12 protein-coding genes are annotated in these 13,097 nt (G+C 71.0%); 4 read left to right on the plus strand and 8 right to left on the minus strand.

Going from position 1 to position 13,097, the window contains the following annotated elements:
• Positions 1 to 5: 5 nt before the first annotated feature.
• Positions 6 to 908: a sugar ABC transporter permease gene (locus RB628_RS08040; RefSeq protein WP_318319607.1), complete on the minus strand. Its 903-nt coding sequence runs from the start codon at positions 906 to 908 to the stop codon at positions 6 to 8.
• A 172-nt stretch (positions 909 to 1,080) separates the two neighbouring features.
• Between RB628_RS08040 and RB628_RS08045 the strand changes: the two genes are divergently transcribed.
• Together RB628_RS08045 and RB628_RS08050 are read left to right on the plus strand one after the other, a co-directional pair.
• On the plus strand, positions 1,081 to 2,241 hold the full coding sequence (locus RB628_RS08045) for an ROK family transcriptional regulator (protein ID WP_318319608.1): 1,161 nt from the start codon (positions 1,081 to 1,083) through the stop codon (positions 2,239 to 2,241).
• A gap of 110 nt (positions 2,242 to 2,351) precedes the next feature.
• The gene (locus tag RB628_RS08050; RefSeq protein ID WP_318319687.1) at positions 2,352 to 2,537 is read left to right on the plus strand and encodes a hypothetical protein; all 186 of its coding nucleotides are present in this window, start codon (positions 2,352 to 2,354) and stop codon (positions 2,535 to 2,537) included.
• A 76-nt stretch (positions 2,538 to 2,613) separates the two neighbouring features.
• On the opposite strand, the gene RB628_RS08055 is transcribed toward RB628_RS08050, so the two are convergent.
• Positions 2,614 to 3,975, minus strand: a complete 1,362-nt coding sequence (locus RB628_RS08055; protein ID WP_318319609.1) for a S1 family peptidase — start codon at positions 3,973 to 3,975, stop codon at positions 2,614 to 2,616.
• A 147-nt stretch (positions 3,976 to 4,122) separates the two neighbouring features.
• On the minus strand, positions 4,123 to 4,944 hold the full coding sequence (locus RB628_RS08060) for an SAM-dependent methyltransferase (RefSeq protein WP_318319610.1): 822 nt from the start codon (positions 4,942 to 4,944) through the stop codon (positions 4,123 to 4,125).
• 60 nt (positions 4,945 to 5,004) lie between these two features.
• Between RB628_RS08060 and RB628_RS08065 the strand changes: the two genes are divergently transcribed.
• Together RB628_RS08065 and RB628_RS08070 are read left to right on the plus strand one after the other, a co-directional pair.
• Positions 5,005 to 5,424, plus strand: coding sequence for an enolase C-terminal domain-like protein (locus tag RB628_RS08065; protein WP_412180612.1), 420 nt, complete (start codon positions 5,005 to 5,007; stop codon positions 5,422 to 5,424).
• A 62-nt stretch (positions 5,425 to 5,486) separates the two neighbouring features.
• A complete protein-coding gene (locus RB628_RS08070; RefSeq protein WP_318319612.1) occupies positions 5,487 to 5,873 on the plus strand; it encodes a PPOX class F420-dependent oxidoreductase in 387 nt (128 codons plus the stop codon).
• Positions 5,874 to 6,084: 211 nt separating this feature from the next.
• Here the strand turns inward: RB628_RS08070 and RB628_RS08075 are convergent, their stop codons facing one another.
• The 5 genes from RB628_RS08075 to RB628_RS08095 all read right to left on the minus strand — a co-directional run bounded on the left by RB628_RS08075 (position 6,085) and on the right by RB628_RS08095 (position 13,079).
• Positions 6,085 to 8,877: a hypothetical protein gene (locus RB628_RS08075; protein WP_318319613.1), complete on the minus strand. Its 2,793-nt coding sequence runs from the start codon at positions 8,875 to 8,877 to the stop codon at positions 6,085 to 6,087.
• A gap of 184 nt (positions 8,878 to 9,061) precedes the next feature.
• Entirely contained in the window at positions 9,062 to 9,442 is a 381-nt protein-coding gene (locus RB628_RS08080; RefSeq protein ID WP_318319688.1) for a Zn-ribbon domain-containing OB-fold protein, read from the minus strand.
• A 141-nt stretch (positions 9,443 to 9,583) separates the two neighbouring features.
• Positions 9,584 to 10,279 carry a TetR family transcriptional regulator gene (locus tag RB628_RS08085; RefSeq protein ID WP_318319689.1) on the minus strand — a complete coding sequence of 232 codons (696 nt, stop codon included), beginning with the start codon at positions 10,277 to 10,279 and terminating at the stop codon, positions 9,584 to 9,586.
• Positions 10,280 to 10,382: 103 nt separating this feature from the next.
• The gene (locus RB628_RS08090; protein ID WP_318319614.1) at positions 10,383 to 11,669 is read right to left on the minus strand and encodes a cytochrome P450; all 1,287 of its coding nucleotides are present in this window, start codon (positions 11,667 to 11,669) and stop codon (positions 10,383 to 10,385) included.
• A 39-nt stretch (positions 11,670 to 11,708) separates the two neighbouring features.
• On the minus strand, positions 11,709 to 13,079 hold the full coding sequence (locus tag RB628_RS08095) for a glutamine synthetase family protein (protein ID WP_318319615.1): 1,371 nt from the start codon (positions 13,077 to 13,079) through the stop codon (positions 11,709 to 11,711).
• Between the last annotated feature and the right edge of the window lie 18 nt (positions 13,080 to 13,097).

Raw genomic sequence — 13,097 nt, forward strand, 5'->3', positions numbered from 1 at the left:
CCCGGTCAGCCGAGGTCGGTGTGGCCGGCCCGGGTGAGCCGGTACTGGAGGAAGGTGATCGCGCTCAGCACGACCAGCAGGGCCACGGACATCGCGGAGGCGTAGCCGAACTGGAAGCGGCCGAAGGCGGAGCCGTAGATGTAGAACTGCAGGACGTTGGTGGCGTTCGCCGGACCACCCGCGGTCGTCACCGCGACCGTGTCGAACACCTGGAACGACCCGATCACCGTCATGATCAGGACCACCGCGAGGACCGGCCGCAGCAACGGCATCGTGATGCGCCAGAACATCCGCCACTCGCTCGCCCCGTCCACCCTGGCCGCCTCGTACATGTCGTTCGGGATGGCCTGGAGACCCGCGAAGAGCAGCAGCGCGGTGTATCCGACGTGCCGCCAGACGTTGATCAGCGCGATCGTCGGGATCGCCCAGGTCTCGTCCGCGAGGAACGGGATCCGGTCGAATCCGAGGCCCGCGACGATCTCGTTGCCGATACCGAGCTGGGTGTCGAGGATCCAGAGCCAGACGATGCCCGCGACGACGTTCGACATCAGATAGGGGGTGAGCACGATCCCGCGCAGTACCGCCGACTGGGTCAGCCGCTGGAGCAGTACGGCGATGGCGAGCGCCGACACCGTCTGCGCACCGATGTTGATGGCGACATACTCGACGGTGACCGTCAACGAGTCCCAGAAGATGGGGTCGTTGACCATCCGGACGTAGTTGTCGAGCCCCACCCACTCGGCCGGGGTCAGCAGATTGAAGCGCGTGAAGCTCAGGTAGACGCCCCGCAGCGTCGGCCAGAGCAGGAACACCAGGAAGCCCAGCATCGCCGGGGCGACGAAGAGCGCCGCGAGCGCGCCGTCGCCGTGTGGTCGACGCAGGGGAGGGCTGGTGGAGGCGACGGTCATGGAGAGACTCCCTCGTCTGCTCGTCGGCGGCTCGTCCTCAGGCCACTTACTTTCGAGGCGAAAGAATCCATTCGTCAAGATGTGGGCAGATATCTTTTTCCAGCCGGGAATCGCCGCGTATGGTGGTCCTGTTAGTTCCATAGCAAAAGAAAAGGTGAGGGGTCTGATCGTCATGACCGCAGTGACCGACGGCTGGCCGCCGCTGAGTCCCGGCGAGCGCTCGGTGGCGATCGAGGTGCTCGTCCACGGCCCCCTGTCCCGCGCCGAACTCGCCCGGCGCCTCGACCTCTCCGCCGGCAGCCTCACCAGGCTGACCAAACCGCTGCTCGAATCGGGGCTGCTCGTTGAGGTGCCCGACGCCGGCTCCCCGGCCGAGGTGCGCCAGGGGCGGCCCTCGCAGCCCCTCGATGTTGTCGCCGAGTCCCGTGCCTTCCTCGGCTTCAAGATCACCGAGGACATGGTCTACAGCGTCGTCACCACGCTGCGCAGCGAGGTCGTCGCCCGCCTCGACCGGCCCCTCACCACCCATGACCCGGCCCAAGTCGCCGACCTGGTCGGCGAGATGGCCTCCGAACTGTCCGCCGCCCACCCCGCCGTGTCCGGCATCGGGATCGGCGTCGGAGGACGCGTCGAGAACCGCGCGGTCGTCGCCGACTCCGTCTTCCTCGGCTGGCGGAACGTCCCGCTCGCCGAACTCGTCGAAGAACGCACCGGACTGCGGGTGGTCGTCGAGAACGACGTCACCGCCCTCGTCGAGGCCGAGAGCTGGTTCGGTGCGGGCCGGGGCCTGGACCGCTTCGCGGTCCTCACCATCGGCGCGGGCCTCGGCTACGGCCTGGTCAGCGGCGGGCGACGGGTGCCGTCCTCCGAGGACGGCCGGGGTGTGGGCCGCCGCTGGATCGTCAACCCGAACGGACCGCTCACCCCCGACGGGGAGCGCGGCAGCGCCATCTCCCTGCTCACCGTCCCCAGCATCCGCTACCAGATCCGCGCCGCCACCGGCCACGATCTGGCATACGACGAGATCCTCGCCCGGGCCACCGCCGGTGACCCCATGACCGCCCGCGTCGTCGACGAGGCGGCCCGGGCCCTCGGCACACTGGTCGCCCAGATCGCCAATTTCGCGATGCCGGAGAAGATCCTTCTCGCCGGGGAGGGGGTCGGGCTCGTCGAAGCGGCGGGTGCCGCGGTCGAGGAGAGCATCCTGGCCAACCGGCATCCGCTCGCGGACCCGGTCAACCTGGAGACCAAGGTCTCCGACTTCCACGACTGGGCGCGCGGGGCCGCCGTACTGGCCATTCAGGTGCTGGTGCTGGGGGCGGCCGACAGATGAGGTCCGGGCCCGGGAGCGAGGGAGGGCGGGAGGAGGACGTGATCAGCAACACGGTCCGCAATGCGCCAAAGGTCTGTTTCAACCGATTCGGCTTTCACTTGTCGCGGCATATGCTTCACAGCATGTCCACCACTCTTCAACCCGCCACTGATCGATCGGCAGCCGACGTCAACGAAGAGATCCGGGCCCTGTGGCTCCGGTCGGGCGGGATCCTCAGCACCGAGCAGCGGCTGACCTATCAGCAGCTCGTCGCCGAATGGGCCGCGGTCTCCCCGCACCCCGGGCGCGACGCGTAACCACTTTCGTTCGGCATGTCAGCAGCAGGGCCGGGGCCGCGCACAGCGCGTCAGCCCCGGCCTCTTGTGTTTCCGCTCAGCTCCAGTTCGCCGAGTACGAGCGGCGGTAGTCCCTGCGGTCCTGTTCCACCCGGAACCAGCGGGTGGCGACCAGGGCGATCAGGCTGCCGCCGACGATCAGCAGGCCCGGCCCCACGTTCTTCGGATCGGCGAGCCGGTCCAGCAGCGCCTCGCCGGCCGTGCTGCCCGTCACCGGCGCCACCGAGCCGGGCTGGGCGTCCCCGGGGGCGACGGCGCTCTGCGTGGCCGACGCCGAGGGTGCCGGAGCGGCCGCCTGGCCCGCCTGGCCGATCAACCGGACGTTGAGCGCGGCCAGCGCCTTGGTCACCGGCTGGAAGAACGTCGTACCGCCGCTCCTGCAGTCGCCGTTGCCGCCCGAGGTGATCCCGAGCGCGATGCCCTCGGAGAACAACGGGCCGCCGCTGTCGCCCGATTCGGCGCACACGGTGGTCTCGATCAGGCCCGACACCGTGCCCTCCGGGTAGTTGACGGTGGCGTTGAGTCCGGTCACCTCGCCGTCACGCAGCCCGGTGGTGCTGCCGCTGCGGAACACCTTCTGGCCGACGGCCGGATCGGCCGCACCCGTGATGCGCACGCCCCGGCCGTCGCCGATGGCGACGACGTCGGCGCCGTCACCGGCCGAGCCGCCGTTGTACTGAACCAGCGAGTAGTCGTTGATGGGGAAGCTGCCGCTGATCGTCTTGCCGATCTCCTGTGAGCCCCCGGTGTCCGAGAACCAGACCGAACCGTTGGGCCCGCAGTGACCGGCCGTGAGGATGAAGTCGGCCGTCCCGTTGGTCACGTTGAAGCCCGCCGAGCAGCGGCCGCCGGTCGACAGGATCGGCTGCGCCGCGTTGATGCGGGTGGTGAAGGTGCCCCGGGTCCGCTCCATTCGTACGGAGCCGCCGATCTCCTCGGCGACCGCGGACAGCCTGGCCCAGTCGGCGGCCGACACGGTGCTGTCGACCTGGACGACCACCTCGTTGTTCGTGTAGTCGACCGACCACGCCGTGCCCGTCACGCGCGGCGCCGAACGCAGCGTCTCCGTCGCGGACCTGAGGTCGTTCATGCTGTAGTCCACGACCTTGGGCCGGGCGCCCGCCTTCTCGACCTCGACGGCCGCCTCGTCGTCGGTCACCGCGACGACCGGCTTCCCGTCGTCCGCGATCCAGCTGCCCGCCGTACGGTCGGTGCCGAGATCGCCGACGAGTCCGGTACCGGTGGTGCCGGCCGCCTGCGCGGAGCTGAGGGGCAGGTTGGCGGCTCGGGGCGGCTCGGTCGCCACAGCCTGGGTGACCATCAATCCGCCGAGGATGACTCCGCCGACGGCCGCCAGCCGTGTCGCTCGCCGGACGATCCGTCGTCGTGCGTGCCTCATCAATGGCTCCCGAACCCCGAACGAGCGGTGTCGACACCGCGGGGCCCTCCGGTCGTTGAGTGACCCTCACTTCCATACGTGGCAGGCGGTGTTCGTGTTCACCCGGTCCAGGATCTGTGCGGGTCCGCGGGCCGGGGGCGGACCGCGTCAGGGCTTGCGGGCCACGCCGCAGTACATGGCGACCTCCGCCGGCTCGTCGTCGCCGGCGCAGGATCTCTCCCGGCGCCAGTGCGAGCAGGACACGACCCCCGGCTCCAGGAGGTCCAGACCGTCGAAGAACCGCGCCACCGCGTCGGGGGTGCGCTGGGTCAGCCGGGGTGTGCCGTGCGCGTTCCAGTACCGGACAGCCGCGTCCACCTCGGCCAGCGCCGGGCCGGTGATGGTGTGCGAGAGCGCGAGATGGCTGCCCGGGGCAAGGGCGTCCAGCAGCCGCCGTACGACGCCGTAGGGATCCTCGTCGTCGCCGAGGAAGATGACCACCCCGAGCAGCATCAGGGCGACGGGCCGGGTGAGGTCCAGGGTGCGCGCGGCCTGTTCGAGGATCGCGTCGACGTTGCGCAGGTCCTCGTCGACATGATCGGTACGTCCCTCGGGTGTACTGGTGAGGAGGGCGCGGGCGTGGACCAGGACAAGCGGATCGTTGTCCACGTACACGACCCGGGCGTCCGGTGCGATCCGCTGGGCCACCTCGTGCGTGTTGTCGGCGGTCGGCAAACCGGTCCCTATGTCGAGGAACTGCCGTATCCCGCACTCCGTGACCAGATGACGCACGGCCCGCCCCAGGAAGAGACGGTCCGCGCGGGCGTACTCGCCGATGCCCGGGTGCAGTTCACGGATCCGGTCCCCGGCCTCGCGGTCGACCTCGTAGTGGTCCCGGCCGCCGAGCCAGTAGTTCCAGATCCGGGCCGTGTGGGGCCGGCGCGAGTTGATCCGCGCCTGCAGTGGCGCGGCCGGCGAGTTCTCGGGCACGGGGGCAGCTCCTGAGCACCTGCTAGAGAGTGTCAACCGGCAATCTAGACAAGGTTGTTGATGTTGGCGAGGCCCTGGACAGGTCCTCGTCGCGGGCGGCTGCGAAGAACTGTCCGTGACTGCGCTCGTCGCCCCGTCTGCGAGGTGTTCGGCATCGAGTTGTCCATGCACTCCAACGCGTATCTGGTCATCAGTCTCGCCGCGATGACCCACGTCGGCGCGGCCATCCCCAACCTTGCCCACTCCTGCGACACGCACCACCCGTGGAACTCGGCCGACGACGTGATCGTCCCCGGCGCCACCGGGGTCCGCGACTGCGCGGTGAAGGTACCGACCGACCGGCCCCGGCCCCGGCCCCGGCGTCGAGCCCGGCCCCGGGCCCACCGCCGCTACCTCGACTCGGGGACACGGGACCGCGACGACACCGGGTACATGCGGCGGATCCGGCCGGAGCGCGAGCGGAGGCTGCCCCGTTGGTGACGGCGGGCTGGGGAGGTGGGCGCCAGGCGTCGGGCGGAATCCCGGCGCCTAGACTCCCGCCCATGGATGACACCAGCACCCTGGACCGGCTCGCCGCGGGCGACTACCTGCTGATCACCAGCTACCGGAAGAACGGCACATCCGTCGCCACCCCGGTGTGGGTGGTGCGGGACGGGAACGCGCTCGGTGCCTGGACGGCGGCGGACGCCTGGAAGGTGAAGCGGATCCGTAACCGGGCCGACGTCCTCGTCGGCCCCTGCGACGCCCGCGGGAAGCCGACCGGCGACCAGGTCCCCGCCACCGCCGTGATCCTCGACCAGCCCGCGACCGGCGCCTACCGGCAGCTCATCGCCCGCAAGTACGGCGTGCTGGGCCGCCTCACCCTGTTCGGCAGCCGACTGAGGCGCGGGAAGACGGGCACGGTCGGGATCCGCATCACTCTCACCTAGCGCTACCACTTCCGTACGGGCCGCGGAAGCAGGCTCCGTCTGTGCGCACCTCGCACGGGCGGGGCCCTTTCGTTGCCGCAACGCATACACGGGCGCATCGACACTGGCCGTGTCGTAAGTGGTTTGGGGGGAGGGACGCCGTCCCTCCCCCCCAGGGGCGCGGGGAACTGCGCGACAAGCCACAGCGCACCCGCACCCAACAAACTCACCCCTACGACGCGTCCAGCACCGTCCCCGCGAACTCGGGCCCAGGCACCGGCTCGCCCGTCTCCTCGTCGAAGTCGGTCACCCGAAACCGCACCGACTCCTCCGGCTCCACCACCGCGTCCGCGACCGTCGGCACGCTGAACTCCGCCGTCGACTCGTCCGGCGGAATGGACACCCACAGGTAGAGCCCCTCGACCTGGGACAACGGCCGTTCCGGCAGCGGCGACTCACCGGAGGCGTCCTCCAGCCACGTCGGATCGACATCCGTGGTGGACAGTTCCGCGCCGCTGGTGACCGGCAGCACCTCCAGGACCGAGTACACCTCGGTGCCCGAGGGCGCTGACAGCGTCGCGCGCCAGGTCAGCCGGTGCCCCTCGGTGACCCGGTCAGCGACCGGGGTGACGGTGACCGTGGGCCGGGGGTCGTCGTTCTCGGCGGTCACCCCGCCGCTGTACGAGCCGACGACCGAACCGCGCACCGCCTTCGCGAACACGCTGTGCCAGACGTCGTAGCCGTACCGGGTGTCACCCTTCACCGTCACCGGCACGTCGATGCTCCGCACGCCGGGACGTACCGTCACCAGGCGGCTCGTCATCACGTCCGTCTCGGGGTTGTGGACGTAGACGCGGACCGTGCCGCTGCCCTGTCCGGCGACGCGGACCGGTACCCGGTAGGTCCTGGAGCCGGAGTCGCCCTCCTGGACGGTCAGCCGTCCGAGGTCGACGCGAGGCAGCGTGGCCGGCCGTACCGCGGGCGTGCCCGGGCGCCAGGCCCAGGTGTCGATCAGCCAGGCCTGTCCCGAGCGGCTGCGCGGAGTCAGCTCCACGCTCCGCACCTTGCGCAGGTCGGCCCCGGCCCGGGCGGCGGCGGACAGCGGTACGCGGACCTCCTGCCCCCAGTACGAGGCCGTCCGCCTGCTCCCGGGCAGCCCGTCCACACGGACCCGGCCCAGCGCGGCACGCCTGCCGGAGGTGTCGGTGACGGACACGTCCAGTTGTGTCCCGGTGGTGTTGGGCGGCACGATGACGCGCAGGGCGAGGCCCTTGGCTCCGCCGAGGGACACCGGCCGCTCGGGACGCACCCGTACCGCGGCACCCGGCTGCGACCACTTGAGGGCGACCGCGCGGCGGCCCACCTCCCGTTCCGTCATCCAGCCCGCGAAGTGCGGGGACTCACCGGCGGTGTCCGCGGCCAGACACCTGACCGAGGGACGGTCGTCCACCGCCGAGCACAGCCGTCCGCCACCGCCCCGCACGGTCACCGCGCCGTCCGGCAGGATGCCGGCCGAACGGTTGCCGCCCACCGCGTGCGTGAGGACGCGCGCCGGGTCGGCGGACGGCGCCCGCCGGCCGGAGCCGTCGAGCAGCGGACGTACCCGGTCGTCGCCAGCGACGAACAGCCGGGCCGCCGCCGCGATGTAGGAGGCGCCCGCCTTGTGCTGCTGGTCGGCGGTCAGCCGGGTCCTGGCGCCCACGTCGCACACCGGGTCCCGCGCGTCCGGCTCCGACCAGAAGTCGTCGTCCGCCGGTGCCTGGGCCTGCCCCGGCGTCCACTCGGTGTTGAAGTAGTTGTGGTTGGCGCCGATCATGTACACCGCGCTGTGCAGGGCGGCGCCGCGGCTGATCCCACGGGTGCCGTCCACGGCCAACTCGCCCTGCAGGTCGGACACGTCGCCGTCGCAGCCCGGCAGAATCGTCATCGACGGGACGTCGGCGACCGGGTTCTGTCCGAAGATCGTCGGCCCGATGAGGACCGTGCCCCGGATGTTCCAGCGCACCGGGCCGCCGTACCCGTCCTGGTCGGCCGGCGGCCGGTACAGGCTGTCCATCGCGGCCCGGTTCACGCCCTCGCCGCCCCGCGAGTGGCCGACCAGCAGTACCCGGGAGAGGTCGGCTGCCGGTGCGGTCCGTACGATCGTCGGCGCCGAGGGCCGGTTCGCCGTCCAGTCGGCCCAGTGGGCGAGATGCCGCCGGACGAGGGAGGAGCGGGCCTGTGCCCCGGCGTCCTCGATCGCCCCGTCCTGGGCGTTGATGCCGTTGGCGGAGATCGACACCGTCACATAGCCCTGGGACGCCAGGAGTCTCTGGTCGCGCAGATAGCCCCGGTGACTCGGTATCTGCTTTTCGCCGGCCGGGCAGGGCCACGCGCCGCTGATGTCGTCGTCGCCGGGCTTGTAACAGGTGGAGTGGCGTCCGTGCAGGAACAGCGCGAGCGGCCTGCGGCCGGTGGCGCCGGCCGGTGCGACCACCACGGCCTTCATCTCCACCGGCACGGCCATCCCGGGCAGTTTCACCGAGTCGAGCGCGTACTCGCCCGAGACCGTACGGTACGAGCCCGGCTTGCCGGGGTCGACGGGATTGGCCGGTGCCAGTGCGGGCGGAGCGGGCGCCGCGCGCCGCTCGTCCGGGGCCGCCGCCACTCCGGCCGCGTCCAACCGGCGCCCACCGGCGCGTACTTGGAGATTCTCGAACGTCCGGGACCCCTTGAGGCCGCTGGCGTTCAGGGCCTCTTCCAGCGGCAGCCGGAAAGTCCGGCCGTCGTTGGCGGCCATGGGCCGGCCGAGCAGCCGGTCGCCGGTGTAGAACTCGACGCGCGCGTCACCCATCGGCACCGGTCTGCCGGAGCGCCAGACGAGCTGCCGCTCCGCACCGTCATCCGTGAACGCCCAGCCCGAGGGCAGCTGTTCGGCCGCTGACTCCGACCGGGTGGGCTGCTGCGCCTGCGCCCATCCTGGCGATCCCGCCACCACCGCGAGCACCGCCGCAGCGGTGATCCATATTCGCCGGGGACCTAGCAATGGTCTCCTCCTCCTGGCCTTGCCCAGGAGCCCCGGGTCTCCCGACGGGGCCCCTCTCGTCCCGGAGGACGGGATAAGGGACCTGTGGGTTGCCTGTGGAGGAGGGTCAATGAGGTGTCATGCTGCGGCAGTTGGCGAGGGCGGGAGGCAAGTGACCGTCAGGAGACGGAGAGTTGACGCAGCGTCAGAGCCAGGCCCGGTACGGCTCGTCCAGGAGCTGGAACACCGGCTCGCCGCGCACCGGGTCCTTCGCCGTGGACAGCCGGACCCGGTCCCCGCTGTGGATGCCGGCGGCCGGGCCCATCACCCGGCCGCGTACGACGAAGCCCTCGGCCATCTCGACCAGTGACACATTGCGCGCGGCCGGTGTGTTCCGGTTGACCACCGTGGCGTGCCGGACCGTGCCCGAGCCCTCGCTGCGTTCCGTACGCAGGTCGCTGCCCGCGCAGACCGGGCAGAGCAGCCGGTGGTACATGGCGGTGGCGCACCAGCCGCAGCGCTGGAAGACGAGGGTGTTCGTGTCGGACGGGGCGTCGAGCAGGCCCGTGGCGGAGCCGACGGCCATCGGACGGGTGGCGCCTAGTGAGTGGTACACGGTGTCATCTCCCTGCGCTCGGCCTGAATCCGAAGTGCGCGGTTCGCCGTGCCACCGTGCACGGCCTCAGGGTATGGCACTCAGTGTCACGCGTAAAGGCACTGCGTACCCTCAATTCTCGGGCCGGGTCGAGAGCGCGGATTCGATCTCCTGGACGACCCGCCACATGGGCGCCCCGCGCCGCGACACGACGACCACCACGTCCTCGGACTCCGGGTCCGGTGCGGGGTCGTCCCGGCGGGGGACTGCGGGCGGGGTGCCGAACGCGGCCTTCACGTAGTCCAGGGCGTGGTCGACGGCCGTGGTCGCGTCGCCCTGCCCGTCCGAGCGCAGCCAGGAGCGCAGCGCGTTGTTGTGGGCGGCGACGACGGCCGCCGCGATCACGTCGGCCCGGAGTGTCCCGTCGGGCCGGCCGGCGAAACGCCCGCGCAGATACGCGGCCAGGGCGCGCTCGTACCGCCAGACCACCGAGAGCTCGGAGGCGCGCAGCCCGGGGACCTTCTTGGTGAGGCGGTAGCGCTGGACGGAGAAGGCCGGGTTCTCGGCGTACATGAGCAGCACCATGCGGGCGGCGGCGCACACCCGCCCGACCGGTTCCGCGTCCTCGGGGCTGTCGGCGAGGTACGCCGTCATGTCGGCCAGGCACCGCTCGTGGTCGGGGAAGACCACGTCCTCCTTGGAGGGGAAGTAGCGGAAGAAGGACCGGCGCCCGACCCCGGCCAGCGCCACGATCTCGTCCACGGTCGTCTGCTCGTAGCCCCGCTCCAGGAACAGCTGGAAGGCCGCCGCGACCAGGGCGTCCCGCATGGGCGGTTTGCTCATGGACGGGAAACTAGCATCAGAGCGAGGTCGATGGCACTCGGTGCGCTGCGCCCGGGGAACTGAGTGCCCTCCGTGTCCGGTCGGCGGCTCACGCGAGGGTGACCTCCACCGGCAGCTTCTTGATCCCGTTGACGAAGTTGGAGCGCACCCGGGGAACATCCCCGGCCAGCCGGATGCCGGCGAGGCGTGGGATCAGTTCCTCGAACATGATCCGGATCTCCGTGCGGGCCAGCAGGTTGCCCAGGCACAGGTGCGGACTGCCCTTGCCGAAGGTGACGTGGTCGTTGTCCGTACGCGTGACGTCGAAGTCGTACGGGTTCTGGAAGACCGCCTCGTCACGGTTGCCGGAGGCGAACCACATGACGACCTTGTCGCCCTCCCTCACCTGCTTGCCGCCGAGCTCCACGTCGCGGGTGGCGGTGCGCCGGAAGTGGTAGACGGGGGAGGCCCAGCGCAGGAACTCCTCGACCGCGCCCGGGATCAGCGACGGGTCGGCCTGGAGACGGGCGAGCTGCTGGGGGTGCTGGAGGAGGGCCAGCATGGAGTGGGTGATGGTGTGCCGGGTGGTCTCGTTGCCGGCGACCACCAGGAGCAGGAAGTAGTTGTCGAAGTCCTGCGCGGACAGTGGTACTCCGTCGCGCGGAGTGGTGTTGACGAGCCTGGAGACCAGGTCGGTGCCCTCGCCGCCGTGCCGCTGGCGGGCCAACTCCCTTCCGTACTCGAAGACTTCGAGCGAGGCGGGGGAGCGGAACGGCAGGTCGCGGTACTTCTCGCTCTCCGCGCTGCCCAGCAGCACGTCGGCGTAGTCGGGGTCGGTGTTGCCGATGATCCGGTTGCCCCAGTCAATGAGCTGCTGGTTGTCCTCCGGCGGTACGTCGAGCAGCCGCGCCAGGACGTTGATGGGGAAGTCGGCGGAGACCTCCTTGACGAAGTCGAAACTCCCCTTGGCCAGCGCCGCGTCCAGAGTCTGTGCGGTGAGCCCGCGCAGGAAAGCGGTGTAGCTGTTGATGACGCCCGCGCCGAACTGCCGCTGGATCACGCTGCGCAGGGCCCGGTGCCGCACTCCGTCCAGCTCCAGGATGGAGGCGCGTTTCCTGATCTGGTCCTCGTCGACCTCTTCGAGGTTGACGAACCTCGTGGAGGTGAAGGTCTCGGCGTCACGGTCGACGCGCGCGATGTCCGCGTGACGGGTCACCGCCCAGAAACCGGAGTTGGGGGCCTCCTCCGGCTGCCAGTGCACCGGGTCCTCGTGGCGCAGGGTGTGGAACATCCGCCAGGGCGTCACCCCGTCGGTGAAGTTGTCGAGGTCGGCGAGGTCGACGGCGTCGAGGGGGAGTGGCTCGTGGGCGGCGGCGGAGGGGAGGGTCTCGGTCATCACGGGCTCCAGGAGGTCGTGCAGAGGTGGTCGGGGCGCTCAGAGGTGGTAGGCGTATTCGGTGAACTCCCAGTCGGTGACGTGCCGTTGGAAGCGCTCGACCTCGTTGCGCTTGTAGGCGAGGAAGGAGGCGACGAAGTCCTTGCCGAGCACCTCGGTCAGCGCGGTGTCCGCCTCCAGGGCGTCGAGGGCGGCCGGCAGGCTCATCGGCAGGACGGCCGACCTCGCGGTGTCGTAGCCGTAGCCCTCCAGCGGAGCCGACGGCTCGTCCCCGGCGAGCACACCGAGCAGTGCGGCGGCCACGGCACCGGCGATCGCGAGATAGGGGTTGGCGCTGGCGTCGCCGAGCCGCAGTTCGAGCCGGGCTCCGGATCCGCGCTCCGGAGGCACCCGGACCATGGCGCTGCGGTTGTCGAGCCCCCAGTCCACAAGCCAGGGCGCGAGAGTGTCGGGGCCGAAGCGCTTGTACGAGTTCACGGTCGGGTTGAGCAGCGCGGCGAGGGCGGGCGCGTGGGCGAGGAGACCGGCCGCCGCGTGCCGTGCCGTGGCGGACAGTCCGTACACGCCCGAGGGATCGTCGAAGAGATTGCGCGCGCCGCCGTCCCCCTCGGGGTCCGATTCGCAGGAGAGATGGAGATGGAAGCCGGAGCCGCCCGCGTCGTTGAAGGGCTTCGCCATGAAGGTGGCGAGACGGCCCTCCCCGCGCGCCAGTTCCTTGATCGCGGCCTTGAAGCGGAAGGCCCGGTCGGCGGCCGACATCGCCTCCGAGTGCAGCAGGTTGATCTCGAACTGCCCGCCGTCGAACTCGTGGTTGCCGCTGAGCACGCCGATGTCCAGATCGCGTACGTGGCGCAGGGTGCGCAGAAGATGGTTGTCGGGGTCGGCGCGCAGGCCGGCGGTGTAGACGACACCGGGGTCCCGGTTGTACCGCTGCCAGCCGCTCGCGTCCCCCGGAGCGGGATCGCACAGGAAGTACTCCAGTTCGGGACCGACGACGGGCCGCAGCCCGTGCTCGGCGCACCGGTCGAGGACGGCGCGGAGCAGATCGCGGGGCGACTCCGGCGCGGGTGAACCGGTCGCCGGGTCGACGACGTCCCCGAGGCAGACCGCGACGCCGGGCTCCCAGGGCAGGGCGACCAGGGTGGACAGGTCCGGCCGTACACAGACGTCGGGCAGGCCGGCGTCCAGGCCGCCGCTGACCGGGACCACATCGCCCTGGGGGCTGGTGTGGTAGACGGCCCGGCAGAAGGCGAGCCCGTGCTCGCAGGCGCGCGCCAGCCCGTCGAGCAGAACGTCGCGGGCGCGGTCGGTGCCGATGAGGTCGGGATAGACCACGCGGACCACGTCGATCCCCTCGGCGGCGAGCCGCTCGATGTGCCGGCGGACTTCTGGAAGGTCGGTTGCGCTCACCGTTGTCTCCTCGGGCAG

This window comes from Streptomyces sp. ADMS, from assembly GCF_033441795.1.
Classification (GTDB): domain Bacteria; phylum Actinomycetota; class Actinomycetes; order Streptomycetales; family Streptomycetaceae; genus Streptomyces.

Coding starts and splice junctions, on each gene's coding strand:
- RB628_RS08040 (WP_318319607.1), bottom strand. CDS start 908: ATGACCGTCGCCTCCACCAGCCCTCCCCTGCGTCGACCACACGGCGAC.
- RB628_RS08070 (WP_318319612.1), top strand. CDS start 5,487: ATGGATGACACCAGCACCCTGGACCGGCTCGCCGCGGGCGACTACCTG.
- RB628_RS08045 (WP_318319608.1), top strand. CDS start 1,081: ATGACCGCAGTGACCGACGGCTGGCCGCCGCTGAGTCCCGGCGAGCGC.
- RB628_RS08080 (WP_318319688.1), bottom strand. CDS start 9,442: ATGGCCGTCGGCTCCGCCACGGGCCTGCTCGACGCCCCGTCCGACACG.
- RB628_RS08065 (WP_412180612.1), top strand. CDS start 5,005: ATGTTGGCGAGGCCCTGGACAGGTCCTCGTCGCGGGCGGCTGCGAAGA.
- RB628_RS08050 (WP_318319687.1), top strand. CDS start 2,352: ATGCTTCACAGCATGTCCACCACTCTTCAACCCGCCACTGATCGATCG.
- RB628_RS08090 (WP_318319614.1), bottom strand. CDS start 11,669: ATGACCGAGACCCTCCCCTCCGCCGCCGCCCACGAGCCACTCCCCCTC.
- RB628_RS08055 (WP_318319609.1), bottom strand. CDS start 3,975: ATGAGGCACGCACGACGACGGATCGTCCGGCGAGCGACACGGCTGGCG.
- RB628_RS08085 (WP_318319689.1), bottom strand. CDS start 10,279: ATGCGGGACGCCCTGGTCGCGGCGGCCTTCCAGCTGTTCCTGGAGCGG.